Below are 25,724 nucleotides of genomic sequence, written 5' to 3'. Positions count from 1 at the left end.
ATGCGGGGCACTCTAACTCAGCTGAGCCAGAGCTGCAGCATCAGCCGCTCGCGGCTGGCCGGCGGGGTGGCCCGGTGATAGCAGGAGGTGTCCTCCAGGAAGCCGGTGCCGGCCGGCCCCTCCACCACAAGGATGCGGTCGCGGTCGAAGTGGGTGAACAGCTGCTCGTCGCGGACGTTGGCGGAGCCCATCAGCATGCGCAGCGACTTGCCGTGATGGCTGCCGCGGACCAGCGCATGCTCTCCGGCGCCCGGCCCGACATCGGTCAGGTAGAACTGCGCCGAGCAGAAATGGAAATCGTGGACGTCGAAATGCCAGTCGATGGTCTGGCCCAGCTGGCGGCGCTCGTCGTCGGTGGCGTCGGTGACGAAGCTCCAGAACAGGCGCGGGATGATCTTGGTGGCGGGGAAGCCGAGGAACTTGCCGGCACACTCCATCAGCAGCGGATCGCGGCAGACCCGGCGCACCGCCGGGCAGTCCAGCGGATCGGGGACGATGCCCATCACCGCGGGCGACCCATCCTCCAGCCGGCCCTTGCGGACGTCGTGGCGATAGAACATGCGGTCGTCGCGCAGCCGCCGCTGCAGGGGGGAGTGGGTGGCGAACTCCACCATCTCCTCGACCATCGACCAGGGCAGGTCGAAACCGAACGCGATCGAGTCGCGGCGCAGATCGCCCAGCGCGCGCTCCACCGTCTGGCCAGCGAACAGGGTGGCCGGCAGCGGAGGCAGTGCGATGGGCGGGCCGGCCGGCGCCCGCTGGCGCGACCGGGGAGACAGGCGGCGCAGGGCGCTGTACCCACGCCGGACCGACTCGAACCGGCCCAGCGCATAGTGAAGCTCTCCGGCGACGAGGCGCCGGGCAATGTTCGCAACGTTCATGGCATGTGCATCCCTGGGGGCAGCCGAAGGACCAAAACCGCGGTGGGTTGCGCGGCCTCTGGTGCCGGAATGCACGAAGTGTAGGCAGGTTTGGGGCGATTCTAAAAATACCCTTGTGGCGTACGCCCACACGCCGGAGGAATAGCCGGGCCGGCGGAGCGTCTTCCCCTACGGTCCACACCGGGAGAAAAAGGCGCCCCGCCCTCCCGCTTACGGTTAGAGCGCCTGCACGGCCTTCAGAACCGCCGCGACATGGCCGGTGACCTTCACCTTGCGCCAGACGTTGCGCACCGCGCCGTCCTTGTCGATCAGGAAGGTGGCGCGGTCGATGCCCATGTACTTGCGGCCATACATGCTCTTCTCGACCCAGGTGCCATAGGCCTCGCAGACGGCGCCATCGGTGTCCGACGCCAGCGTGAAGGTCAGCTCGTGCTTCGCCTTGAACTTGTCGTGGCTGGCGACGCTGTCCTTGGACACGCCGATCACCACCGCATCGACGGCGGAAAAATCGGGCAGCTGGTCACGGAAGCCGCAGGCTTCCGAAGTGCAGCCCGACGTGTCGTCCTTCGGGTAGAAATACAGAATCACCGGCTTGCCGCGTAGGGCCGACAGCGTGACGCTGCCCCCGCCGTCGGTCGGCATGGTGAAATCCGGGGCGGGCGATCCGACGTCTACGGTCATGGCTGCTTGACTATCCTTCTTCTTGCCGGCCGGGAAACGAGGTCTCAGGCCGGAGGCGTGGTGGCGGGTGGGGCCAGACGGCTCGCCGGTTCCTCGACCAGGGTCTTGAAGTGACCATGGGCGCGGGCGGCGACGGCACGGATTCTGTGGTCCAGTTCGGGGAAGTCAACAGCGCCACGCTCACGCTCGCCCTGAAAGTCGTCAGGAAAGGCGGCGCGGACCAGCCCGGCCAGCAGGCTGGGCGACACCTGGTTGGGGTCGAGCACCCCGGCGGTGGTCAGCCGCAGGAAGCCCTGCACCCGTCGCCACAGCCGCAGCGTCGTCTCCAGATCCTCCGCCACATCCGGTGCCAGCGCGCCCGTCCGGGCGGCGCAGCCCAGTGCCTTGGCGGTGCCGATGTGCAGGATGTCCGGCCGCTCGTGACCATGGCGCAGTTGCAGGTACTGGGCGATGAACTCGATGTCGATCAGGCCGCCGCGGGCGTATTTGACGTTCCAGACATTGGTCGTCCCGAACTCCTTCTCGATCCGCCGCCGCATGTCGGCCACGTCCCACAGCAGCCGGTCGGCGTCGCGCGGCGCCGTCAGCACCGAGCGGATCGCCGCCGACACCCGCCGGGCCAGCTCCGCATCGCCGCCGATCACCCTGGCGCGGGTCAGGGCCATATGCTCCCAGGTCCAGGCATCGGTCGCCTGATATTTGAGGAAGGCGTCCAGCGAGGTGGCGAGCGGCCCGGCATTGCCCGACGGGCGCAGCCGCATGTCGACCTCGTAAAGCCGCCCGTCGCCCATCGGTGCAGTGATGGCGTTGGTCAACCGCTGGGTCAGCTTGATGTAATACTCGTTGGGCGACAGCGGCTTGGCGCCATCCGACAGGCGGGGACCACCACCGCCCCCTTGGCCCGGCGCCACGTCGTAGATGACGATCAGGTCGATGTCGGACGTGATGGTCAGCTGCCGGCTGCCCAGCTTGCCCATCGCCACCACCACCCAGGCGCCGCCGGGAATATGGCCGTGGCGCTGGGCGAACTCCTCCTCGACCCGGCGGGCAAGGTCGGGGACGACGATGTCGGCCAGATCGGCCAGGAAGGCGCCGCAGCGGTCGCCGTCGGTGATGCCGCGCAGGATATGCACCCCGGCGCGGAAGCGCTGGTCGTTGGTCCAGCGCCGCGACAGGGTCAGCGCGTCCTCGAAATCGCGGGCCGCCGCCATCACGCGGGCATGGTCGTCGGCCAGCCCGTCCTCCTTGCCCGGCAGCGGGTCGAAGAAGTCCGGCGACAGCACGGCGTCGAGCAGCGACGGGTTGCGCGACAGCGTCTGCGCCATCTGCGGCGCGATGCCCATGATCTCCGCCACCAGCTCCAGGAGCCAGGGATTGGCGACGAACAGCGAGAACAGCCCGACACCAGCCGGCAGCTTGCCGAGGAAATCGTCGAAGTTCATCAGCGCCGAATCGGGGGCCGGGGTCTTGGTCAGCGCGCTCAGCAGGGCCGGCGTCAACTCCGTCAGCAGCTCCCGCGCCCGGCCGGACCGGGTGGCACGGTAGCGGCCGCGATGCCAGGCCGACACCACGCTGATGACGCGGGCCGGGTCGGCGAAGCCCATGCCCGTCAGCGTCTCCACCGTGCCCGGATCGGGGTCGGTGCCGGTGAAGACCAGATTGCCGGGACCGGAGAGCGACGGCGCCTCCTCGAACAGCTCGGCATAACGGTCCTCCACCTGCCCCAGCGTCGCCAGCAGTTCCGCCCGGAAGGCGGCGGGGTCGTCATAGCCGAGGAAGGTGGCCAGATGCGCCACCCCGGCATCGTCGGCGGGAATACGGTGGGTCTGCTGGTCGTCGATCATCTGGATGCGATGTTCGACACGGCGCAGGAAATGATAGGCCCCGGCAAGATCCTCCACCGTCTGCGACGGCACGCGGCCGACATCGCGCAGCGCCTCGTTCGCCATCAGGGTCGGGGCGATGCGCACACGCGGGTCGCGCCCGCCGAAGATCAGCTGCTGGGTCTGGGCGAAGAATTCGATCTCGCGGATGCCGCCGCGGCCGACCTTGATGTCGTGGCCGTTGACCGTCACCTCGCGGTGGCCCTTGTGGGCGTTGATCTGGCGCTTGATCGAATGGATGTCCTGGATGGCGGCGAAATCCAGGTTGCGGCGCCAGACGAAGGGCTCCAGGAAGCGGAGGAAGGACGCCCCGGCCTCGGGATCGCCGGCGATGGGACGGGCCTTGATCATCGCCGCGCGTTCCCAGTTCTGGCCGACGCTGCCGTAATAAATTTCGGCCGCGGAGACCGAAACCGCCAGCGGCGTCGCGCCGGGGTCCGGCCTAAGCCGAAGGTCGGTGCGGAAGACGTAGCCGTCCTTGGTCCGTTCATCCATAATGCGGACAAGATCGCGTGCGAGCCTGATGAAGGTTCGCGCGAGGTTGTCCGGCTGGGGCGTCTGCACAACAGCGTCGTCGTACAGGACGATCAGGTCGATGTCGCTGGAATAGTTGAGTTCGCGCCCGCCAAGCTTACCCATGCCCAAAACGATCAGGCCCGAACCGACCCACGGTCGCTGCGGATCCGGCAGCGTCAGCGTCCCCGCCTCTCCGGCGCGGCGCAGCAGGAAATTCGCGGCCAGCTGGACCCCCGTCTCCGCCAGCTCCGACAGGGCGCCGGTGACGCGGAACAGCGGCCACGCTCCGGCGATGTCGGCCAGCGCGATCAGCAGCGCCGCCCGCCGCTTCGCCACCCGCAGGCCGGCCATCAGCCGGTCCATCGAGGTCTCCTCGCCATGCCCGGCATGGAGGGAGGCGATCAGCGCGGCGAAGGTGTCGTCGAAGCCGTCCTGCATTGTACGGGCGACGAAGGGCAACTCCCGCGTCAGGCTGTGGCCCAAATACGGGCTGTTGCCGCACACCGCCCCGATCAGCGCCCGGCCGGTCTCCGAATCGGCGAAGGCTTCCGCCCAGGCGCGGGTCTCCGGCTCCGCCGCGGCGGCCTGCTGGCGCCAGCGCTCCATTCCCAGCGCCGCCTGCGCGCTGTCGAAGGGCTTCGGCAAGGGGCTTGAGAACGCGATGGAACTCGGCATGACGGCGGTCTTTCCTGCTCAAAACATGTGCAGAAAGCTGCACGTCTCTGGCGGGAAGGTCAATCGGGCCGATTCTCCGTCTCTTCCTCACGGTGCCCGATGATCCGGCGTACCGCGAAGATTCTCGGCCTGACGCTGACCGGGATCGGCGCCGTGGCGCTGGCGGCCGGCGGGCTGTTCGCCTGGCGCCTGGCGCAGGGGCCGGTCGCGCTCGACCCGCTGATCCCCTATGTCGAACGGGCGCTGAGCGACCGCGACGGCCGGTTCCAGGTCGACATCGGTGAACTGGTGCTGTCGCTGGAGGAAGAGGACGGGCTTGAGACCAGCGGCCGCCGTCTCGACCTGCGCGCCCGGCGGGTGCAGGCGCTGAATGCCGACGGGACGGAGCTGGCCGCGGTGCCGGAAATGGGCATCGGCTTCTCCATTCCGGCGCTGTTCCGCGGCACCCTGTCGCCGACGCGCCTCGATCTGGTCCGGCCACGCCTGTCCGTGCTGCGCCGGGCCGATGGCAGCCTCGCCTTCGACGTGCGGTCGGATGCCCAGTCCACGCGCAAGGCCGACGACGGTGGCCCCGATTTGATCGACGAGGCTCTGGAAAGCCTGCGCCAGCCACCCGACATCGACCGGCCGCTGGGGCTGCTGCGCCGGCTGTCGGTGACGGGAGCCGACCTGCGGGTCGAGAACCGCATGCTCGATCTGGCCTGGCACGCCACCCGCGCCGACATGGTCCTGACCCGTGACGCCGAAGGCGCCCAGGGCCGTGCCCGCGTGACGCTCGACCTCGGCAATGCCGGCGGAACGATCCCCCAGCGCGCCGTGACCGTCTCCGCCGCCGGCCGCTACAACATCGCCGACACCACCAGCGACCTGACCATGTCGGTCGATGGGCTGGAGCCGGCGGCGTTGGCGGAGTTCGGACCGGCCCTGGCGCCGCTGTCGGCGGTGAAGCTGCCGGTGTCCGGCACGGTCACAACGCGGCTCGACCGCCGCTTCGAGCCCCTGACGGTCGACCTGAACCTGCGCGGTGGCGCCGGCATCGTCGCCCTGCCCGCACTGCGGCCGGAACCGGTCGACGTGCAGAGCTTCGCCTTGCGCGGCAAGCTGGACGTTCCGGGCCGACGCTTGCGGGTCGAGGATTTGTCGCTGAAGGCAGGATCGCCGGACGGCGGCGAACCGCTGGCGCTGAGCGCGCAAGGCCAGCTGGCCGAAACCGACCGCGGCCGCGACCTCCAGGCCCGCCTGTCGCTGACCGCCGGTGGGCGCACCGCCGGGCTGGAGCTGTCGGGACAGCAGGGTGTGGACAAGGACGGCCGGGCAACCGCGCGGCTGACCGGCTTCGTCCCCGCCGCTTTCGCCGATCTCGCCCTGGTGCTGGCGCCGCTGAAGGCAGCGGACCTGCCGCTGTCGGGCGCGGTGGAGGTGGCCTTCGATCCGTCGTTCCAGCCGACCGCCGGCAAGGCCGACATCACAACCGACCGCGGCCGGCTGCTGCGGCCCGACCTGTTCGAAGGGCCGGTGCCGGTGGACAGGGCCCGGCTGCGCCTGCATGGCGACCGCGACCGCATCGAGCTGGACGGGTTCGAGGCCGTGCTGGGCGAGGCCGGCGGGCCGCAGCCGCGGGTGGAGGCCACCGCCACCGCCCGGCGCGAGGGCAACCGCATGGCGGTGGATACGCAGGCGACCGCCAGCGGCGTGGCGCTGGACGAACTTCGCCGCTATTGGCCGAAGATTGCCGGCCCCAATGCGCGCGAGTGGGTGACCCGCAACCTGTCGCACGGAACGGTGACGCAGGCGCGGGCGGAGGCGGCGCTGTCCGTGCCGCTCGATGGATCCGGACCGCCCGAACAAACGCGCTTCCTCGCCACCATCGCCGGCGAGGACATCAGCGTCCGCTATTTCCATAACCTGACGCCGGTCACCGGCGCCAGCGTGGAGGCGACGACCGACGGCAAGACCTTCACCGTCCTGACCAAGGGCGGCCGGATCGCCGATGCGAAATCGGGCGACATCGAGGTCGGCGACGGCAAGGTGGTGATCGGCGGGCTGGACATCGGCAAGGAGACGATGGACATCCGCCTGCCGGTGCAGGGACCGGTCCGCTCGATCCTGACCCTGATCGACATGCCGCCGCTGGGCTATCCCACCAAGCTGGAGATGGACCCGGCACGCACCCAGGGCATGGCCGAGGCGAAGCTGCATTTCGCCTTCCCGCTGCTGGCCGACCTGAAGGTGGAGCAGCTCGACCTCGACGTGACGGGCAAGCTGCGCAAGGTGGGAGTGGAGAAGGTGGCGGCCGGGATGAACGCCACCGACGGCGAGCTGTCGCTGGCGCTCGACCTGAAGGCGATGCAGATCAAGGGCACCACCAAACTGGACGGCATCCCGGTCAGCATCGACTGGAACGAATCCTTCGACAGCACGGCCAAGGGCCCGCGCACCCGCATCGCGGTGAAGGGCGACGCCACCGCCGACGATCTGCGCGCCCACGGCATCGATCTGGAAGACCGGGTGCAGGGCTCCTTCGGCGCCGACATCCTGTTCACGGTGGACCGCAAGCACAAGCTGCTGCTGACCGGCGCCCTGAACCTGGAGAAGACCCGGCTGTCCATCGAGGAACTCGGCTGGGCCAAGCCGCCCGGCAAGCCCGGCACCGGCAAGCTGACGCTGGAGTTCGACAAGGACCGCCCGGCCCGCATCAGCAACCTGACCGTCGATGCCGGCGGGCTGAAGTCCGTCACCAACCTGGAACTGGCCGACGGCGGCAAGCGGGTGGCGCGGGTGCAGACCCCCAGCTTCAAGCTGGGCCAGACCGACCTGCGCGCCGACCTGACCGTGCTGCCCCCGCTGAAGCCCGGCGGGCCAGCTGGAGGCTATGCCGGGACCATCACCGGCACCAGCCTGGACGCCCGCGGCCTGACCGGCAAGACGCCGTCCGGCGAGGGCGCGGTCACGCCACCGCCCAAGAAGCCGCCGTCACCCGCCGACGACGGCCGCAAGACCCCGCTGGACATTGCCATCAAGTTCGACTCGGTGGTGTTCGGCGATGGCCGGCGGCTACGGCAGGTCGCGGGATCGATGAAACGGGACGCCAGCGCCTGGACCCTGCTGGACCTCACCGGCCGCAGCGAAGGCGGCGGCGTGTCGCTGAAATGGCGGCCGGGTCCGCAGGGTGTCTACGACCTCGCGATCAATGCCGAGGATCTGGGATCGGCCCTGCAGGCGATGGATCTGAACGACCGCATGCGCGGCGGGCGGCTGACCCTGACCGGCCGGTCGGCGGAAGCGCGGGCCGATGCCGCCATCGTCGGCAAGGCGGAAATCCGCGACTACACCCTGATCGACGTGCCGGCCCTGGCGCGCATCCTGAACGCCATCTCGCCGTCCGGCTTCGCCGAGCTGCTGGGCGGCGGCAAGGGCGTCGCTTTCGGCCGCATGTCGGCGGATTTCCGCAAGGAGGGCCGTCTCCTGACCCTGAAGGACCTGCGCACCTCCGGCTCGGCACTGGGCCTGACGCTTGAGGGCCAGATCGACCTGGAGACGGAAACCGCCAACCTCCAGGGCACCATCGTCCCGGTCTATGGCCTGAACCGCCTGATCGGCCAGATCCCGCTGCTGGGCGACGTGCTGAGCGGCGGCGAGGGCCAGGGCATCTTCTCCGCCACCTGGCATGTCCAGGGACCGCTGTCCGACCCGGACGTGTCGGTCAACCCGCTGGCGGTGCTTGCGCCGGGCTTCCTGCGCAACCTGTTCTTCCTGGGCGGCGACGGCACGCCGACGCCGGACACCAGACCGCCGCCGGAGGCGCACACACGCTGACGGAAAGGAGCGCCGGCAATCGCCTGCCGGCGCTCCTCCCCTGCAAAGCCGTCAGCCCACCTTCACCAGCGCATGGCGCTTCTTGCCGGCGCTGAGCTTCACCACGCCGTCGGCGTTCAGGTCCGCCGCGGTCGCCTTCACCGTCTCGTCGGCGATCGGCCCGTCGTTCAGCTTGGCCCCGCCGCCCTTGATCAGGCGGCGCGCCTCGCCCTTCGACGCGGCCAGACCGGCCGCCACCAGCAAATCCACCACCGGCAGGCCGGCCTCCAGATCGGCACGGGCGACCTCGATGCTGGGCAGCCCCTCGGCCGCGGCCCCTTCCTCGAAGGCGCGGCGCGCGGTCTCGGCAGCCTCCAGCGCGGCCTCCTCGCCATGGGCGAGCTTGGTCACCTCGTTGGCGAGGATCTTCTTGGCCTCGTTGATCTCCGCGCCCTGCAGGCTCTCCAGCCGGGCGACCTCGTCCAGCGGCAGTTCGGTGTAGAGGCGCAGGAAGCGGCCGACGTCGGCGTCCTCGGTGTTGCGCCAGTACTGCCAGAAATCGTAGCTGCTGAGCTTATCGGCGGTCAACCAGACCGCACCGGCCGCCGTCTTGCCCATCTTGGCGCCCGACGAGGTGGTCAGCAGCGGCGTCGTCAGGCCGAACAGGTCGGCGCCGTCGGTGCGGCGGCCGAGTTCGACGCCGTTGACGATGTTGCCCCACTGGTCCGACCCGCCCATCTGTAAGGTGCAGCCATGGCGGCGCTTCAGCTCCACGAAATCGTAGGCCTGGAGAATCATGTAGTTGAATTCCAGGAAGGTCAGCGGCTGCTCGCGGTCCAGCCGCAGCTTGACCGACTCGAAGCTCATCATCCGGTTGATGGTGAAATGCCGGCCGATGTCGCGCAGCAGCGGGATGTATTTCAGCTCGTCCAGCCAGTCGGCGTTGTTCGCCATCACCGCGTCGGTCGGACCGTCCCCGAAGGTCAGGTAACGGCCGAAGATGCGCTTGATGCCCGCCATGTTGTCGGCGATGACCTCGTCGGTCAGCAGCTGGCGCGCCTCGTCCTTGCCCGACGGGTCGCCGATCTTGGTGGTGCCGCCGCCCATCAGGACGATCGGCTTGTGGCCGGTCTTCTGCAGCCAGCGCAGCATCATGATCGGCAGCAGGCTGCCGACATGCAGGCTGTCGGCGGTGCAGTCGAAGCCGATATAGGCGACGATCGGCCCCTTCGTCGCACGCTCGTCCAGCGTGGCGAAGTCGGTGCACTGGTGGATGAACCCGCGCTCCTGAAGGGTGCGCAGGAACTCCGAGGCGGGAGCCGAGGGGGTGGTCGTCGTCATGGCCGCAATCCGGCTGTCGTTGGAATGAAGGGCGGAGAAATCCCGCGGTCTGTTAGCACGGAACGGCCCTTGCCTCAATGCGGCGGCCCCGTTTGCCGCGGCTGGAGCCGGCAGGCGGGCCGGCCCGTTCTCCCGCCCAAGCATCGCTGCACCGCCGTAAGTCAAAACCCTAAGCGCAGGCCGGGAATGTCGCGGAAATCCTCGCCAATCGCAATTGACATTGATTCGCAAAGCAGGAGTCCGGCCCTGTCTGTATTTTGGGCAGGTCGACTCACCCCAATTGATAGTGAGTATCAACTACATCTTTGTTTCAAAGGGAGATTTTTATTGTGCGAATCCTTCGGCTGTGCCAAGGTGCGACAAATCGTCTATTTCGGAGTATCGCATCATGCAAGGCGATCAAGGGGTCCTGGACCGTTTGAACAAGCTGCTCACCGGTGAGCTGAGCGCGGCCGACCAGTATCTGTCCCATGCCCGCAGCATGGAGGACATGGGCCTCAAGGCGCTGAGCGAGCGCATCTCGCACGAGCGGGTGGAGGAGCTGGAGCATGCCGACAAGCTGATCCGCCGCATCCTGTTCCTGGAAGGCACGGCCGACGTCGCCAGCCGCGACCCGATTCACATCGGCAAGACCGTGCCGGAGATGATGCGCAACGACCTGAACCTCGAATATGAGGTGGTGGCCGCGCTCAAGGAGGCAATCGCCTATTGCGAGCAGGTGAAGGATTACGACACCCGCCGCATCCTGCTGGAACTGCTGGTCGACACCGAAGAAGACCATGCCCACTGGCTGGAACAGCAGCTTGGCCTGATCGACATGCTCGGCCTGCAGAATTACCTGCAGTCGGCCATGGGCGGCTTCCCCACCTGAACGGAGGACGGTTCATGAAGGGCAACAGCGACGTCATCGCCCAGCTTCAGATCGTCCTGAAGGACCAGCTGACGCAGATCAACCAGTATTTCCTGCACGCCCGCATGTTGAAGAACTGGGGCGTGAAGGCTCTGGGCAAGTGGGAATATCACGCCTCCATCGAAGTGATGAAGAGCGCGGACGAGATCATCGAACGCATCCTGTTCATCGAGGCGATCCCCAACCTCCAGGACCTGGGCAAGCTCCATATCGGCGAGGACGTGGCGGAGATTATCTCCAGCGACCTCGGAGCCGAGCGCGAGGCCCGCGACCGCATCGCCCACGCCATCGCCGTGTGCGAGGAGAAGGCCGATTACGTGTCGCGCGACGAGCTGTCCGAACTGCTGGAAGAGTCGGAAGAGCGCATCGACTATCTGGAAACCCAGTTGAGCCTGATCGACGACATCGGTCTGCCCAACTACATCCAGTCGGCGATGGGCGAGTTCAAGGACTGATCGAGATCGGGAGAGGGGACTTCGAGCGTCCCCTCCCCGCCTCTTTTCAAGCCCGCTGCAAAATCTCTTCCGCCAGAGCCTGCATTTCGGCCGCCGCCTGGGTCTTGCGTGCGGCCTCCGTCACCGAAAGCCCGGTCATCAGCGTGCCGGCATAGGCGGTGCGGTTGCCGACCTGCGCCGTCGCCAGTTCCACCGCCGGCGGCGCCACCAGCTCATGCACCTTGCCGACCAGTTCGTCGGCGATGCGGGCGCGGGGCGGCACCCGGTTCAGAACCAGCAGCAGCCGGCGCTTCTCCTGAGCCGCCAGATCGACGGTCGGATGCACCGCCCACAAATCCATCGGGCTCGGCTGTACCGGCGCCACCACCAGCGTGGCGGCACGGACGGCGATACGCGCTTCGGTCTGGGCATGGGGCGGGCTGTCGATCACCACGATGTCGTGGGAGCGCGCCAGCTTCTCCACCTCGGCCTGGGTGCGCCAGCCGGTGATCTGCACATGGGTGAAGCCCGGCTGGCCGCCGGTGGCCTCCGACCGCACGGCATGCCAGCGGGTCAGGCTGCCCTGCGGGTCGATGTCCACGGTGGCGACCTTGTATCCAAGCTGCGCCCAGGCGATGGCGAGATGGGCCGCCAGCGTGGTCTTGCCGGCGCCGCCTTTCTGCTGCGCCACGGTGAAGACCTTGCCCGTCATGCCCGCACCCATCATGTTGTGTTGGTTGATTGCGCACCCCCCTCATAACCTTGGGCATGGCACCGGTGCAACCGCGCGAATTGACACCGGTGCTGCACGGGCTAGAAAGACGCCGTGACCGACCATTCCGCACCCGATACCGGTGAGAAGCGCCCGGCGCTGATCCCGGCCACCGCCGCCGGCATCGCCCGCGCGGCCGAGCTGCTGCGCAGCGGCCGTCTGGTCGCCTTCCCGACCGAGACGGTCTATGGGCTGGGCGCCGACGCCACCGACGACCGCGCCGTCGCCGCGATCTTCGCCGCCAAGGGTCGGCCGCAGTTCAATCCGCTGATCGTCCATGTCCCCGATCTGGTCGCCGCCCACTCCTGGGGCCTGTTCGACGACCGCGCCCACGATCTGGCGACGCAGTTCTGGCCGGGCCCGCTGACCATGGTCGTGCCGCGCCCGGCCAACTCCGCCCTGTCGCTGCTGGTCAGCGCCGGGCTGGACAGCATCGCCATCCGCGTGCCCAACCACCCGGTGGCCCAGGCGATCCTGCGCGCCGCCGGCAAGCCGATTGCCGCCCCCAGCGCCAACCGCTCCGGCGCCGTCAGTCCGACCACGCCGCATCATGTGCTGGAAAGCCTGGGCGACCGGGTCGATGCCATCGTCACCGGCGGAAAATGCATGGTCGGGCTGGAGTCCACCGTCATCGACCTGACCGGTCCGGACGCGGCGCTTCTGCGCCCCGGCGCCGTGCTGCCCGACGAGATGGAGCGGCTGATCGGCCCGGTCCGCCTGTCGGCCGGCGATCCGACCGCGCCGAAATCGCCCGGCCAGTTGGAAAGCCACTACGCCCCCAACGCCGCGGTGCGCCTGAACGCGTCGTCGGCGGAAGAGGACGAGGCCTTCCTGACCTTCGGCCCCGACCGCTTCGTCTTCGGCGGCACCACGCGGCTGAACCTGAGCCTGGAGGGCGACCTCAACGAGGCCGCGGCCAACCTGTTCTCCCACCTGCGCAACCTGGACCAGAGCGGCGCCCGCCGCATCGCGGTGATGCCGATCCCCGATGTCGGTTTGGGTCTGGCGATCAACGACCGCCTGCGCCGGGCGGCGGCACCGCGGAGCTAACGAACCGGGTGGCGGCTGGTCTGCGCAACAGTTGCATGGAAATGGGGACGGCTAGATTGTAGAAGTGTCGCGTTTCACCGCGACACCTCCACCTGCCGGACCTCAAGCGCCATGACCAACATCGCCGCCGCTCTCGACCAGATCCGCGCCATCGTCGGCCCGTCCGGCATCCTGACCGACGCCGCCGACATGGCCCCCTACCTTGCGGAGTGGCGCGGGCGCTTCAAGGGCAACAGCCCGGCGGTGGTCCGCCCGGCCAACACCGCCGAGGTGGCGGCGGTCGTGAAGATCTGCGCCGAGGCCGGCATCCCCATCGTGCCCCAGGGCGGCAACACCAGCCTCGTCGGCGGCTCGATCCCCTATGAGGAAGGGCGCGAGATCGTCCTCAGCCTGTCGCGCATGAACCGCATCCGCGACATCGACACGCTGAACTACACCATGACGGTCGAGGCCGGCGTGGTGCTGACCAGCGTGCAGGAGGCCGCGGCCGACGCCGACCGCCTGTTCCCGCTGAGCCTGGGGGCGGAAGGCACCGCGCAGATCGGCGGGCTGATCTCCACCAACGCCGGCGGCATCAACGTCCTGCGCTACGGCAACACCCGCGACCTCGTGCTGGGTCTCGAGGTGGTGCTGGCCGACGGCCGCGTCTGGGACGGCATGCGCCGCCTGCGCAAGAACAACACCGGCTACGACCTGAAGAACCTGTTCATCGGCGCCGAGGGCACGCTGGGCATCGTCACCGCCGCGGTGCTGAAGCTGTTCCCGCGCCCGCGCCAGTCGATCACCGCCTTCGTCGCCGTGCCCAGCCCGGCGGCGGCCATCGAACTGCTGGCCCGCCTGCGCGCCGCCTCGGGCGACGCCGTCTCGGCCTTCGAACTGATGTCGCGCCGCTGCCTGGACTTCGCGCTTCGCCATGTCGCCGGCACCATCGACCCGCTGTCGGAGCCGTCGCCCTGGTACGTCCTGACCGAGCTGACCGCCGGCACCAAGTCCGACGCCTTCCAGGAGACGGTGGAGACCGCGCTGGGCGAGGCGTTCGAGGCCGAACTGGCGACCGACGCCACGCTGGCCCAGTCGGACGCCCAGGCCAAGCAGCTGTGGTTCATCCGCGAGGCCATCGTCGAGGCGCAGAAGTTCGAGGGCGGCTCGATCAAGAACGACGTGTCGATCCCGGTCTCCCGCGTCGCCGAGTTCATCGAACTGGCGGAAGCGGCGGTTGAGCGGGCCTGCCCCGGCATCCGCCCGACCCCCTTCGGCCATGTCGGCGACGGCAACATCCACTTCAACCTCAGCCAGCCCGAGGGTGCCGACACCAAGGCCTATCTCGACCGCTGGGACGAGATCTGCCACGTGGTGAACGAGGTGATCTTCAAGCTCGACGGTTCGATCTCCGCCGAGCATGGCGTCGGCCGCTTCAAGAAGGACGAGATGCCGGCGATCAAGGGTCCGGTGGAGTTCGACATGCTGCGCGCCATCAAGGCAACGCTCGACCCCAACGGTCTGCTGAACCCCGGCAAGATGCTGCCCTGAGCGCCCCCTCACCGGTCGCCCCTCATCGGCCTCCAGTGTCATAATATTGCGGGGGACAGGCTTGCGACGACAGACGTAGCGCAATGCTTGTCCCCGGCACGACACAAGGCTATGGTGCGGCCTCCATTTCTTCTGCGCCTGTCGTACCGCGAGAGAGAGTTTTTCCGATGTCCAAGCCGCGCACTCTGTTCGACAAGATCTGGGACAGCCACGTCGTGCATCGCCAGGACGACGGCACCTGCATCCTCTATATCGACCGCCATCTGGTCCATGAAGTGACCAGCCCGCAGGCGTTCGAAGGACTGCGCGTCGCCGGCCGCAAGGTGCGGCGTCCGGAAGCCACTCTCGCCGTCCCCGACCACAACGTCCCGACCACCGACCGCTCCAAGGGCATCGTCGAGGAGGAGAGCCGGATCCAGGTCGAGACGCTGGACAAGAACGCCCGCGACTTCGGCGTCCGCTACTTCCCGATGGACGACGTCCGCCAGGGCATCGTCCACATCGTCGGCCCGGAACAGGGCTTCACCCTGCCCGGCGCCACCATCGTCTGCGGCGACAGCCACACCGCCACCCACGGTGCCTTCGGTGCGCTGGCCTTCGGCATCGGCACGTCGGAGGTGGAGCATGTGCTGGCCACCCAGACCCTGCTGCAGAAGCCGGCCAAGAACATGCTGATCCGCGTGGACGGCACGCTGAACCCGGGCGTCACCGCCAAGGACATCGTGCTGGCCATCATCGGCAGGATCGGCACCGCCGGCGGCACCGGCTACGTCATCGAGTTCGCGGGCGAAGCCATCCGCGAGCTGTCGATGGAAGGCCGCATGACCGTCTGCAACATGGCGATCGAAGGCGGCGCCCGCGCCGGCCTGATCGCCCCGGACGAGAAGACCTTCGCCTACGTCCAGGGCCGCGCCCTGGCGCCGAAGGCCGGCGCCTTCGAGCAGGCCGTTCAGTACTGGAAGACGCTGCCGTCGGACGAGGGCGCGGTCTATGACGCCACCGTCGTGCTGAACGCCGCCGACATCGCGCCGCAGGTCACCTGGGGCACCAGCCCGGAAGACGTGCTGCCGATCACCGCGACCGTGCCGAACCCGGCCGACATCGCCGACGAGGGCAAGCGCGCCGCCGTCGAGCGCTCGCTCGCCTACATGGGCCTCACCCCCGGCCAGCCGCTGTCGAGCGTCAAGGTCGACACCGTGTTCATCGGCTCCTGCACCAACGGCCGCATCGAAGATCTGCGCGCCGCCGCCGACCTCGCCAAGGGCCGCAAGGTCGCCGAGGGTGTGCGCGCCCTGGTGGTTCCCGGTTCGGGTCTGGTCAAGGAACAGGCCGAGGAAGAGGGTCTGGACAAGATCTTCACCGAGGCCGGCTTCGAGTGGCGCGAGCCGGGCTGCTCCATGTGCCTGGCGATGAACGCCGACCGTCTGGCTCCGGGCGAGCGCAGCGCCTCGACCTCGAACCGCAACTTCGAAGGCCGTCAGGGCCGCGGCGGCCGCACCCACCTCGTTAGCCCGGCGATGGCCGTGGCGGCGGCGGTGACCGGCCACCTGACGGACGTCCGCACGCTGTAAGGGCTGTTCGCCCCCTCTCTCCGGCCCCCCTCTCTCCGGCTGCGGAGGGAGGGGGCCGCCACCCCAAAGCTTTCCTGCTAGTCCCCCCTGCCCCTCGCCTGCCCCATCAGCCCCTGCGGCCGATAGATCAGGAACAGCGTCAGCAGCCCGAACGCCACGATGTCCTTGTAGGCGAGCGCGAAATAGGCTGACCAGAACGTCTCCACCAGCCCCAGCAGGGCACCGCCGAGCATCGCCCCCGGCACCGAGCCGATGCCGCCGACCACCGCCGCGGCCAGCGCCTTGAAGCCGATCAGGTAGCCGGTGAAGAAGTTCACACCGCCGTAATAGAGCGCGATCACCGCCCCCGCCGCCGCGGCCAGCCCGCCGCCGATGGCAAAAGTCGCCGCCACCGTGCGGTTGACATCCACCCCCACCAGTTCCGCCGCCGCGATGTCGTCGGTGCAGGCACGATGCGCCCGGCCGAAGGCAGTGCGCTGCATGATTCCCCAAAGCGCCGCATAAAGCCCGCCGGTCAGCACCAGGATCGCCAGCTGCGCGGTCAGCGCGGTGACGGTGAAGGCGCCGTCGCTCAACAGGTCGTAGCGACCGGTCAGCACCGGTGCCGGCCACCAGTCGCGCGCGCCATGCAGCAGCCGCACCCCCTCCTGATAGGCGATGGACAGCCCGACCGCGACGATCAGCGGCGTGTGGCTGCACACCCCGCGCAGGCGGCGAAAGACCAGCCGGTCCATCGTCCAGCCCTGCACAGCGGTAAAGCCGATCACCAGCACCAGCACGCCGAGCAGCGCCGGCGGCCATGTCGCCCAACCGGCCATGCCCAGTCCGGCCGCCGCCATCGCCGTCACCATGGCGCCGACCATGGTCAGTTCTCCCATCGCCAGATTGATCTGGCCGAGGATGGCGTAGACCAGCGTGTATCCAAGCGCGAGCAGCCCATAGACACAGGCGACGGTGGCGGCATTGATGATCTGCTGGGCCAGGAACAGAGCGGGCGTCCAGCGCGTCGGCTGCGGCCTTTCAGTCTCGACGACCCCGCCGATGGCGTCGCGCGGCGGCTTGATGCGCAGCCATTGCTGGAGCATGGCGAAGCGCATCTCGGTCAGCCAGCCGCTGCGGTCGGTCGCCACCGCCACCAGGGTCCTCCGCCCTTCCTCCATCGCCGTGCCGGCGAAACGGCAGGCGATCCAATGGGACTGGCTGCCGCTGCGGTAATCGACGCGCAGCACCCGCTTGTCCTCGGTATAGCTGCGGGTGGACAGGTCGGTGACGCGGCCGGGTTCGAAGGCCGGGATCAGCTTCCGGCACAGCACATCCTGGTCGGCATCGACGCCGCACCCGGTAAGCATCAGCAGGACGAGGCACAACAGCGGCAGGATGCGGAGCACGGAACCGCCCGGTCAGGTGGGACGGTTCAGCCTACCGGCAATTTGGAAGGGTGGGAAGCGCCGCCGATCCGCCCCCACCCCGCCCGCTCACTCCACCATATGATCCCGCACCAGCAGCTCGGCGATCTGAACGGCGTTCAGCGCGGCGCCCTTGCGCAGGTTGTCGGCGACGCACCAGAAGGACAGGCCATTCTCGACCGTGATGTCGTCGCGGATGCGGCTGACGAAGACCGGGTTCTCGCCGGCGATCTCCACCGGGGTGACATAGCCTTCGCCTGTCTGCTGGTCGATCACCGAGATGCCGGGGGCGGCGCGCAGGACGAGGCGGGCCTCCTCGGCGCTGATCGGCTCCTCCGTCTCGATGTTGATCGACAGGGCATGGCCGATAAAGGTCGGCACGCGGACGCAGGTGGCGGCGACCTTGATCTTGGGATCGAGGATCTTCTTGGTCTCCACCGTCATCTTCCACTCTTCCCTGGTGGAGCCGTCCTCCATGAAGCTGTCGATCTGGGGGATGACGTTGAAGGCGATCTGCTTGGGGAAGACGCTCTTGGCGACCGGATCGTTGACGAAGATGGCGCGGGTCTGGGTGAACAGCTCGTCCATCGCCTCCTTGCCGGCGCCCGACACCGACTGGTAGGTCGACACCACGACGCGGCGGATCTTGAAGCGGTCATGCAAGGGCTTCAGCGCCACCGCCATCAGTATGGTGGCACCGTTGGGGTTGGCGATGATGCCGCGCTTGCGATAGCCGACCAGCGTCTCCGGGTTCACCTCCGGCACCACCAGCGGCACGTCGGGATCCATGCGGAACTGCGACGTGTTGTCGATCACCATCGCCCCGGCGGCGGCCGCCCGCGGCACATGGATGGCCGACACCTTGGCCCCGGACGACGACAGCACGATGTCCACGCCGTGGAAGTCGAACTTGTTGAGATCCTGGACCTTGAGGATCTCGTCCTCGCCATAGGACACCTCCTGGCCGATCGACTTCTCGGAGGCCAGAGCGATGACCTTGTCGGCCGGGAACTTCCGCTCGGCCAGCGTTTGCAGGATCTCGCGCCCGACATTGCCGGTGGCGCCGATGACCGCGACGGTATAGCCCATGACGGTGGTTTCCTTCTGCCGAATGTCCGCAAAGACAAGAATGGTGCCGGGGGGCGATAGGAGCTAGGCGCTTTCCCTGCGAATTGCAACCCATCCGCCGCGAAACCTGCCCTCCTGCCGGCCCACCTGCCGGGTTGACATGCCATGGAAGGCGGCGGGAAGATTCCATCCCTCAACAGTGCCCCGAACGGGCCTCCAGGGAGACTTCACGGATGACCAGCTTCAAGCGCGGCCTTATTGCGCAGACTGTTCTTGGCGCCGCCGCTCTCGCCCTCGCCGGTTTTGCCGCCCCCGCCCTCGCCGACACGCCGAAGGACGCGCTGGTGATGGCATGGCAGTTCGACGACATCGTCAGCCTCGACCCCGGCGAGATCTTCGAGCTGTCGGGTGCGGAATACAGCGCCCAGGTCTATGACCGGCTGATCCATTTCGACGTCAACGACGTCAGCAAGATCGAAGGCGAGGCCGCCGAAAGCTGGACCGTGTCGCCCGACGGCAAGACCTTCACCTTCAAGATCCGCGACGGCATCGCCTTCCATTCCGGCAACCCGATGACGGCCGAGGATGTGGCGTGGTCCTTCTCCCGCGCGGTGAAGATGAACAAGGGGCCGGCCTTCATCCTCACCCAGTTCGGCCTGACGCCCGAAAATGTCGACCAGATGGTGCGCGCCACCGATCCGAAGACGCTGGTCTTCACCACCGACAAGGTCTATGCGCCGACCTTCGTGCTCTACTGCCTGACCGCCGACGTGGCCTCCATCGTCGATTCCAAGCTGGTGAAGGGCAAGGAGAAGGACGGCGATTTCGGTGCCGGCTGGCTGAAGACCAACTCCGCCGGCTCCGGCCCCTTCATCCTGAAGCAGTGGAAGGCCAGCGAGTTGCTGACCTTCGACGCCAACCCGAAATACTGGCGCGGTGCGCCGAAGCTGAAGCGCGTGCTGATCCGCCACATCCCGGAACCGGCGACCCAGCGCCTGCTGCTGGAGAAGGGCGACGTCGATGTCGCGCGCAACCTGAAGCCGGAGCAGTTCGAGCCGCTGAAGTCGAGCGACGCCATCCGTCTGGTCCAGGCGCCGAAGGGCACGCTGTGGTATCTCAGCCTGAACCAGAAGAACGCCACCCTGGCCAAGCCCGAGGTGCGCGAGGCCTTCAAGTATCTGGTCGACTATGACGGCATGGCCGGAACCATCATGAACGGCATCGGCGCCGTCCATCAGGCCTTCCTGCCCAAGGGCTTCCTCGGGGCCGTCAACGACAACCCCTACAAGTACGATCCGGCCAAGGCAAAGGAGCTGCTGGCGAAGGCCGGCTATCCCGACGGCTTCACCGTCAGCATGGATGTCCGCAACACCAACCCGACCCAGGACATGGCCCAGGCGATCCAGGCCAGCGCCGCCAAGGCCGGCGTGAAGATCGAGATCATCCCCGGCGACGGCAAGCAGGTGCTGACCAAGTACCGCGCCCGCAACCACGAGCTGATGATCCAGCAGTGGGGTGCGGACTATCAGGACCCGAACTCCAACGCCGACACCTTCGCCTCCAACCCGGACAACAGCGACAACGCCAAGTCCAAGCCGCTGGCCTGGCGCAACGCCTGGGACATTCCGGAGCTGACGAAGAAGACCGCCGCCGCCATTGAGGAGCGCGACGGCGCCAAGCGCGCCCAGATGTACGAGGAGCTTCAGCGTTCGGTCCTCGCCGACTCGCCCTTCGTCATCATGTTCCAGCAGACCGAGATGGTCGCCGAGCGCAAGAGCGTCAGCGGCCTCGTCTGGGGTCCGAGCTTCGACACCAACTACTACTGGAAGGCCGAAAAGAAGTAAGGATGCCAGGGGGGGCGCCCGCCGCCCCCCTCTCCCTTGCGTCCATGGGCTCACCCCCAGGCGCCCGCATCCTCGACCACCACGGCGAGGCTGTCGGACAGGCCGGTCAGCACGCCGCGCTGGATGTCGGCCGCCGGCACCACGCCGCCCTTGCCGTCCGGCAGGTCGCGGGTGGCGGTGGCCGATGCCACGACCGTCACCCGCCAGCCATGATCGACCGCCGACCGCGCCGTGCTGCTGACGCAGTTGTGGGTCATGAAGCCGGCTACGATCATCTCCGTCCGCCCGCTGTCGCGTGCCATCGTCTGCAACTCCGTCCCGGCGAAGGCGTTGGCGAGCTTCTTGACGATCACCGGTTCCCCGTCGCGCGGGGCGACGGCCGGGACGATTTCCGCCAGCGGCCCGGTGGGGTCGAACACCGGGGCGCCCGCCGCGGTGTGGTGGACGATGTGGATCACCGGCACGCCGTTGGCACGGGCCAGCGCCAGCAGCTCCGCGGCCCGCTCCACCGCCGCATCGACGCCCGACAGCCGCAGGGCGCCGTCGGTGTATTCACGCTGAAGGTCGATCAGCACCAGCACCGCCTTGTCCAAGGGGGCGGGGGCGGCCGGCGCACCGACGATCTGGCGCAGGGTCCGGGCAGGAAGAGTCGTCATCGGGAGATGCTCCATGATCGCTGAAAATCGATGACGGCGATGCTGCCCTGTTCACCGATGCGCGGCCATTCGCTATGCTTGCACGATGGCTGTTCAGAAATTCACAGGCCCGCTCGATTGGGACGATTTGCGCGTCTTCGTGGAACTGGCGCGCGCCGGCAGCCTGTCGGCGGCGGCACGCAGCCTGCGGCTGAGCCACGCCACGGTCGGGCGCCGGCTGGCCGCGCTGGAGGCAATGCTCGGCCGCAGCCTGATGGAGCGCCGGCCCGACGGCTATGTCCTGACCGAGGACGGTGAAAGCGTCCGCACCCTGGCCGAGGCGATGGACGAGCGGGCACAGGCGATCCGCCGCCGCGAGGGCGACGCGGCCGGGCTGACCGGCACCGTGCGGCTGACCATGACCCAGGCGCTGGCCGACATCTTCCTGATCCCCCGGCTGGGAGCGCTGCGGGCGGCGAACCCGGCCCTGGACCTGGAAATCGTCGTCGACAACCGCGCCCTCAGCCTCGCCCGGCGGGAGGCCGACCTGGCGGTCCGGCTGGCCCGGCCGCAACGCGGCGATCTGGTCGGGCGGCGGCTGGCGACGCTGGGCTATGGGCTGTACGCGGCACCGGACGCGCCCGACACGCTGATCGCCTATGACGAGTCGATGGCGGAGTTGCCGGAGGCCTTATGGCTGGACCGCCATGGCGGCGGCCGGCGTGTCGCCTTCCGCTCCAACAGCGTGCAGGGGCAGCTTGCGGCGGCGGTCGCCGGCTTCGGCACCGCCTTCCTGCCCTGCATGCTGGCGGACGGCGTGCAGGGGCTGGTGCGGCAGCCGCAGTCCGGTCCGCCGCTGAGCCGCGAAGCTTGGCTGCTGGTTCACCGCGACCGCCGCGACGTGCCGCGGGTGCGCACGGTGATCGAGCATCTGGTGACCGTCTTCACCGCGGAGCGGGAACGGCTGGAAGGCCATGCCCGCCCTTTGGTCCGATCCGGTCAATCCGCCAACGACAGCATCTCCGCGACCGCGTTCCGCAGTTCGTAGGCGGCAACCGGCTTGTGCAGCAGCGCATGCCCGCCCGCCCGGACCTCGACCAGACGTTCGGGAGCGGTATCGCCGGTGATGACCGTCGCCGGCACCGGCATGTTCAGCCGGTCGCACACGGCACTGATCGCATCCAGCCCCGTCTCGCCGCCCCGCAGCCTGTAATCGGCAAGGATGGCCGTCGGCCATTCCCCGCTCTCGACATGCCGGACGGCATCCTCGACGGACCCGGCGGTCAGCACCCGGTAGCCCCAGCCTTCCAGCATCGCCTGCAACCCCATGCGCACCAGGGCCTCGTCATCGATCACCAGGATCAGGCCACGGTGGCCTTCGAGCACGGACACGTCGTCCGGCCTGCCGGAACCCGAGGCCTGAGGGGTCACCACCGGCAACTCGACCCGGAAGGCCGACCCGCGCCCCGGCACGGACCGGAGATCGATCCGATGGCCGAGCAGGCGGCCGAGACGCCGCACCACCGCCAAACCCAGCCCCAGCCCCTTGTTGCGGTCACGCTCCGGATTGCCGATCTGGAAGAACTCCTCGAAGATCTCATCGTGCTTTTCGGACGCGATGCCGATGCCGGTGTCGATCACGTCGATGTGCAGGTGATCGCCCTGCCTCCGGCATCCGACCAGCACACCGCCGCGCTCAGTGTAGCGCAGGGCGTTTTCGATCAGGTTGCGCAGGATGCGCTCCAGCAAAGCCGGATCGCTGCGAACCGTTGCGCCGTTCCGCAAGACCCTCAGGCGCAGCCCCTTGGCCGCGGCCCGCGGCTGGTACTCGGTAGCCAGCCGCTCCAGAAGCGGTCCGACCGGCATGTCCACCGGCGCCGGAACGATCAGTCCGGCATCCAGCTTGGAGACGTCCAGCAGGCTGTCGAGCAGCATCCGCAAGCCGTCCATCGCCTCGCCCAGCGACTTCAGCAGGCGGGAGGCGGGATGTCCGTCGAGTTTACTTTCCAGGGCACTTTGGAACAGCATCATCGCCTGCACCGGCTGGCGCAGATCGTGGCTGGCGGCGGCGAGGAACTTCGACTTGGCGACGTTGGCCCGGTCGGCTTCGGCCTTCGATGTCCGCAGGGCGTCCTCGGACAGCTTGCGTTCGGTGATGTCGCGGATGATCCCGCAGAAGTAACGCTGCGTTCCGGATGTCCATTCCGCGATGGCCAGCTCTATCGGAAAGACCGAGCCGTCCTTGCGCTGTCCCATGTGGTCCCGTCCGACACCGTTGCCGCGCCGGTCGCCGCCGAACAGACAAGTCAGCACATCGGCGTCACTCGCGGAGGAACAGGGCTCCGGCATCAGAAGGCGGACGGACCGCCCGATTGCCTCGTCAGCCCGGTAGCCAAAGATGCGCTCCGCCGCCGGGTTGAGCGACTGGATGATGCCGCCGCCGTCGATGACCACCATGGCGTCCGCGGCGGTCTGCACCATGGCGCGATAGCGGGCCTCGCTCGTGGCGAGATCGGCCTCGCGCTGCTGGATCAGGCCGGCCGCATCCCGGATCGCCTTGCCGACCGCATCGATCTCCAGAACGCCACCGGCATCGGCGGAGGGCGGATGTCCGACGCCCAGCGCTTTCGCGGCCTCGGCCAATCGCATGACCGGCCGTATCAGGCGACGCCCGAGCCAGACCGCGGCGCCGATGCCGATCAGGAAAAGGCCGAGCCCGCCCCCCGCGAACAGCAGGAGCGTCCCGCGCGCCGGTTCCTCGATCAGCGACTGGGGAACGCTGGTCGCGACGACCCAGCCGGACGATCTGGAGCGGCTGAAGGCCTGGAAAGCGGTCGTGCCCTCCAGGTTGACGGCGCGATGGACCCCCTCGGACGGGTCGCGCATGCCGTCCCACAGCGATGTGGGAAGACGTTTGCCGACGAACTGTTCGGCCAGATGCGAACGGGCGATGACGGTTCCGTCCTCGTCGATCACCCCCGCGCGCCAGCCGGCGGGCAGCCGGTCCGGCGACACGATGGCCTGAAGCCGTTCCTGGGTGATGGTCAGGCTCAACAGGAAACGGACATCGCCGTCGCGGATCACCGGCGTCACGACGATCAGAAGCGGCGCCTGGGTCACGCCGCCCATGATCAGGCCTGAGACCTGCGGTTTCCGCGTCGCGATCGCCCGCTGATCCGCCGTGAAGCCGGTGTTCACGGGGAGGGCCGTACCCCAGGGCACGCGGCTGTTGACGATCTGCTGGCTGTTCAGATCGCGCAGGACCACGTTGGTGCCGAGACGGTCCCGCACCTCGACCGCCCGGCGGTAAAAGGTGGCGAAATCGCCTGCGGCCAGACTTTCGGAGGTGGCGAGGACTTCGGCCGCGGCAACCAGCCGCGCAACCTCCCGGTCCACGTCCTCGGCCAGCAGATGCGCCCTGTCGCGCACCAGCCGCTCGACCGTCTCGGTCTGGACGTTCACAGTCCGGACGAGCAGGACGCCCGAAAAAACGACCAGCGGCACGGCAACGACAGTAACCAGCAGAACAAGCCAACTGCGCAGGCTGCGAGACTGCGGTGACCGGTGTTCATGCCTCCTCTTGGACGGAGATCGCATCAACCGATCCTTGCCGGGCAACAGACATGGCCTGCGCCGTCGCCACGCATGGAGCCAAATCCGGAATTCCGAAGCTTGCTTATGTGGGATTGGGAGGGGCGAGAAAGGAAGGGATCGAACCGAGGGCGGGTGAATGACATTCTCGCGGACCTTCCTTCCAAATCCGCTCGCCGATGACGCTCTACCGAAAAGCAGATTTATTCGCTATGTCTAAATTATAAAAATTACTTCTGCGGCTTTGTATTTATTTCCCACAAAATCCTTAGTATCTGCGCCTTATTTACCAAGGCGCAGTCTTCAAGATTTCATACAACAAATAATGCTTTTTGAAAACAACCCGACAGCAAGCGCGGCAACAACTTTCCGCAGCCCAAATAGGGCGATGATGCTATGCCTTTAGTAGCGTGCCGCCAAGAAATACAACCCGTCCGGCGGGCAGGTCGGCCCGGCCTTGGCGCGGTCGCGGGCGTCCAGCGCGCGGCGGACGTCGTCCACCGTCCATTTGCCGGCACCGACCAGTTCCAGCGTGCCGACCATGTTGCGGACCTGATGGTGCAGGAACGAGCGCGCGGCGGCGTGGACGCGGATCTCCTCGCCCTGCCGTTCCACGGCCAGCCGGTCCAGCGTCTTCACCGGCGACTTGGCCTGACACAGCGCGGCGCGGAAGCTGGAGAAGTCATGCTGGCCGACCAGCACCTGCGCCGCTTCATGCATCGCCTCGGCGTTCAGCGGACGGGTGACGTGCCAGGCCCGGCCGGCATCGAGCGCCAGCGGCGCCCGGCGGTTGACGATGCGATAGACATAGGCGCGCCCGGTCGAGGTCAGGCGGGCGTGGAAATCCTCCGTCACCGCCTCCACCTCCAGCACCGCGATGGGTGCCGGCTTCAGGTGGAAGTTCAGGGCGTCGCGCAGCTTCAGGCCGGTGAAGGGCTTCTCCAGGTCGAAATGGCAGACCTGTCCCAGCGCATGCACACCGGCATCGGTGCGGCCGGAGCCATGGACCCGCACCACCTCGCCCGACAGGCGTTGCACCGCCTCCTCCATGCTCTGCTGGACCGAGGGGCCGTTGTCCTGGCGCTGCCAGCCGACGAAGGGGCGGCCGTCATACTCGACGGTCAGTTTCCAGCGCTGCACG

At 68.1% G+C, this 25,724-nt stretch carries 18 protein-coding genes; 8 read left to right on the top strand and 10 right to left on the bottom strand.

The features are described from left to right. Positions 1-17 precede the first annotated feature (17 nt). The 3 genes from CRT60_RS24440 to CRT60_RS24430 form a co-directional block, all read right to left on the bottom strand. Positions 18-881, bottom strand: a complete 864-nt coding sequence (locus CRT60_RS24440) for a phytanoyl-CoA dioxygenase family protein (protein ID WP_098739165.1) — start codon at positions 879-881, stop codon at positions 18-20. 216 nt (positions 882-1,097) lie between these two features. Next, positions 1,098-1,562, bottom strand: a complete 465-nt coding sequence (gene bcp, locus CRT60_RS24435) for a thioredoxin-dependent thiol peroxidase (RefSeq protein WP_098739164.1) — start codon at positions 1,560-1,562, stop codon at positions 1,098-1,100. A gap of 44 nt (positions 1,563-1,606) precedes the next feature. Beyond that, the gene (locus CRT60_RS24430; RefSeq protein ID WP_098739163.1) at positions 1,607-4,636 is read right to left on the bottom strand and encodes a bifunctional [glutamine synthetase] adenylyltransferase/[glutamine synthetase]-adenylyl-L-tyrosine phosphorylase; all 3,030 of its coding nucleotides are present in this window, start codon (positions 4,634-4,636) and stop codon (positions 1,607-1,609) included. A 99-nt stretch (positions 4,637-4,735) separates the two neighbouring features. Between CRT60_RS24430 and CRT60_RS24425 the strand changes: the two genes are divergently transcribed. Further along, a complete protein-coding gene (locus tag CRT60_RS24425; RefSeq protein ID WP_098739162.1) occupies positions 4,736-8,452 on the top strand; it encodes a DUF3971 domain-containing protein in 3,717 nt (1,238 codons plus the stop codon). 51 nt (positions 8,453-8,503) lie between these two features. Here the strand turns inward: CRT60_RS24425 and tyrS are convergent, their stop codons facing one another. After that, positions 8,504-9,772 (bottom strand): tyrosine--tRNA ligase, encoded by a 1,269-nt coding sequence (gene tyrS / locus CRT60_RS24420; protein WP_098739161.1) that lies wholly within the window; start codon positions 9,770-9,772, stop codon positions 8,504-8,506. A gap of 388 nt (positions 9,773-10,160) precedes the next feature. On the opposite strand from tyrS, the gene bfr (CRT60_RS24415) reads away from it, so the two are divergent. Then, positions 10,161-10,643 carry a bacterioferritin gene (gene bfr / locus CRT60_RS24415; RefSeq protein WP_098739160.1) on the top strand — a complete coding sequence of 161 codons (483 nt, stop codon included), beginning with the start codon at positions 10,161-10,163 and terminating at the stop codon, positions 10,641-10,643. Positions 10,644-10,657: 14 nt separating this feature from the next. Further along, positions 10,658-11,137, top strand: a complete 480-nt coding sequence (gene bfr / locus CRT60_RS24410; RefSeq protein WP_098739159.1) for a bacterioferritin — start codon at positions 10,658-10,660, stop codon at positions 11,135-11,137. A gap of 46 nt (positions 11,138-11,183) precedes the next feature. Here bfr (CRT60_RS24410) and parA read toward each other — a convergent pair whose 3' ends face one another. Continuing rightward, positions 11,184-11,828, bottom strand: coding sequence for a ParA family partition ATPase (parA, locus tag CRT60_RS24405; protein WP_098739158.1), 645 nt, complete (start codon positions 11,826-11,828; stop codon positions 11,184-11,186). 114 nt (positions 11,829-11,942) lie between these two features. Here parA and CRT60_RS24400 point away from each other — a divergent pair, with 114 nt between their 5' ends. The 3 genes from CRT60_RS24400 to leuC all read left to right on the top strand — a co-directional run bounded on the left by CRT60_RS24400 (position 11,943) and on the right by leuC (position 16,039). Further along, on the top strand, positions 11,943-12,938 hold the full coding sequence (locus tag CRT60_RS24400; RefSeq protein ID WP_098739157.1) for an L-threonylcarbamoyladenylate synthase: 996 nt from the start codon (positions 11,943-11,945) through the stop codon (positions 12,936-12,938). A 111-nt stretch (positions 12,939-13,049) separates the two neighbouring features. Next, positions 13,050-14,468, top strand: coding sequence for an FAD-binding oxidoreductase (locus CRT60_RS24395; protein ID WP_098739156.1), 1,419 nt, complete (start codon positions 13,050-13,052; stop codon positions 14,466-14,468). 167 nt (positions 14,469-14,635) lie between these two features. After that, complete coding sequence (gene leuC, locus CRT60_RS24390) at positions 14,636-16,039, top strand: 3-isopropylmalate dehydratase large subunit (protein WP_098739155.1); 1,404 nt, start codon at positions 14,636-14,638, stop codon at positions 16,037-16,039. A 77-nt stretch (positions 16,040-16,116) separates the two neighbouring features. Here the strand turns inward: leuC and CRT60_RS24385 are convergent, their stop codons facing one another. Both CRT60_RS24385 and CRT60_RS24380 read right to left on the bottom strand, forming a co-directional pair. Then, complete coding sequence (locus CRT60_RS24385) at positions 16,117-17,427, bottom strand: branched-chain amino acid ABC transporter permease (protein WP_098739154.1); 1,311 nt, start codon at positions 17,425-17,427, stop codon at positions 16,117-16,119. Positions 17,428-17,514: 87 nt separating this feature from the next. Continuing rightward, positions 17,515-18,534, bottom strand: a complete 1,020-nt coding sequence (locus CRT60_RS24380; RefSeq protein ID WP_098739153.1) for an aspartate-semialdehyde dehydrogenase — start codon at positions 18,532-18,534, stop codon at positions 17,515-17,517. Positions 18,535-18,746: 212 nt separating this feature from the next. Here CRT60_RS24380 and CRT60_RS24375 point away from each other — a divergent pair, with 212 nt between their 5' ends. After that, positions 18,747-20,357 carry an ABC transporter substrate-binding protein gene (locus tag CRT60_RS24375; protein ID WP_098739152.1) on the top strand — a complete coding sequence of 537 codons (1,611 nt, stop codon included), beginning with the start codon at positions 18,747-18,749 and terminating at the stop codon, positions 20,355-20,357. Positions 20,358-20,407: 50 nt separating this feature from the next. Here the strand turns inward: CRT60_RS24375 and CRT60_RS24370 are convergent, their stop codons facing one another. After that, entirely contained in the window at positions 20,408-21,013 is a 606-nt protein-coding gene (locus CRT60_RS24370) for a cysteine hydrolase family protein (protein ID WP_098739151.1), read from the bottom strand. Between the two features lie 85 nt (positions 21,014-21,098). Here CRT60_RS24370 and CRT60_RS24365 point away from each other — a divergent pair, with 85 nt between their 5' ends. Next, positions 21,099-22,040, top strand: a complete 942-nt coding sequence (locus tag CRT60_RS24365; RefSeq protein ID WP_244592727.1) for a LysR family transcriptional regulator — start codon at positions 21,099-21,101, stop codon at positions 22,038-22,040. Here the strand turns inward: CRT60_RS24365 and CRT60_RS24360 are convergent. Both CRT60_RS24360 and truA read right to left on the bottom strand, forming a co-directional pair. Next, positions 21,992-24,454: a hybrid sensor histidine kinase/response regulator gene (locus CRT60_RS24360; protein ID WP_244592726.1), complete on the bottom strand. Its 2,463-nt coding sequence runs from the start codon at positions 24,452-24,454 to the stop codon at positions 21,992-21,994. The two genes, CRT60_RS24365 and CRT60_RS24360, sit on opposite strands and share 49 nt — an antisense overlap. Before the next feature lie 531 nt (positions 24,455-24,985). Beyond that, positions 24,986-25,723 (bottom strand): tRNA pseudouridine(38-40) synthase TruA, encoded by a 738-nt coding sequence (gene truA / locus CRT60_RS24355; protein WP_098741003.1) that lies wholly within the window; start codon positions 25,721-25,723, stop codon positions 24,986-24,988. Position 25,724: the final 1 nt, after the last annotated feature.

The sequence above is a fragment of the Azospirillum palustre genome, from assembly GCF_002573965.1.
In the GTDB taxonomy this organism is placed as follows: domain Bacteria; phylum Pseudomonadota; class Alphaproteobacteria; order Azospirillales; family Azospirillaceae; genus Azospirillum; species Azospirillum palustre.
The sequence above is the reverse complement of the archived record's forward strand: the minus strand, read 5'-3'. Positions and strand labels throughout refer to the sequence as shown.

Bases quoted from the DNA above. Each gene is read 5' to 3' on its own strand.
- CRT60_RS24440 (WP_098739165.1), bottom strand. From the start codon at position 881: ATGAACGTTGCGAACATTGCCCGGCGCCTCGTCGCCGGAGAGCTTCAC.
- bcp (WP_098739164.1), bottom strand. From the start codon at position 1,562: ATGACCGTAGACGTCGGATCGCCCGCCCCGGATTTCACCATGCCGACC.
- CRT60_RS24430 (WP_098739163.1), bottom strand. From the start codon at position 4,636: ATGCCGAGTTCCATCGCGTTCTCAAGCCCCTTGCCGAAGCCCTTCGAC.
- CRT60_RS24425 (WP_098739162.1), top strand. From the start codon at position 4,736: ATGATCCGGCGTACCGCGAAGATTCTCGGCCTGACGCTGACCGGGATC.
- tyrS (WP_098739161.1), bottom strand. From the start codon at position 9,772: ATGACGACGACCACCCCCTCGGCTCCCGCCTCGGAGTTCCTGCGCACC.
- bfr (WP_098739160.1), top strand. From the start codon at position 10,161: ATGCAAGGCGATCAAGGGGTCCTGGACCGTTTGAACAAGCTGCTCACC.
- bfr (WP_098739159.1), top strand. From the start codon at position 10,658: ATGAAGGGCAACAGCGACGTCATCGCCCAGCTTCAGATCGTCCTGAAG.
- parA (WP_098739158.1), bottom strand. From the start codon at position 11,828: ATGACGGGCAAGGTCTTCACCGTGGCGCAGCAGAAAGGCGGCGCCGGC.
- CRT60_RS24395 (WP_098739156.1), top strand. From the start codon at position 13,050: ATGACCAACATCGCCGCCGCTCTCGACCAGATCCGCGCCATCGTCGGC.
- leuC (WP_098739155.1), top strand. From the start codon at position 14,636: ATGTCCAAGCCGCGCACTCTGTTCGACAAGATCTGGGACAGCCACGTC.
- CRT60_RS24380 (WP_098739153.1), bottom strand. From the start codon at position 18,534: ATGGGCTATACCGTCGCGGTCATCGGCGCCACCGGCAATGTCGGGCGC.
- CRT60_RS24375 (WP_098739152.1), top strand. From the start codon at position 18,747: ATGACCAGCTTCAAGCGCGGCCTTATTGCGCAGACTGTTCTTGGCGCC.
- CRT60_RS24370 (WP_098739151.1), bottom strand. From the start codon at position 21,013: ATGACGACTCTTCCTGCCCGGACCCTGCGCCAGATCGTCGGTGCGCCG.
- CRT60_RS24365 (WP_244592727.1), top strand. From the start codon at position 21,099: ATGGCTGTTCAGAAATTCACAGGCCCGCTCGATTGGGACGATTTGCGC.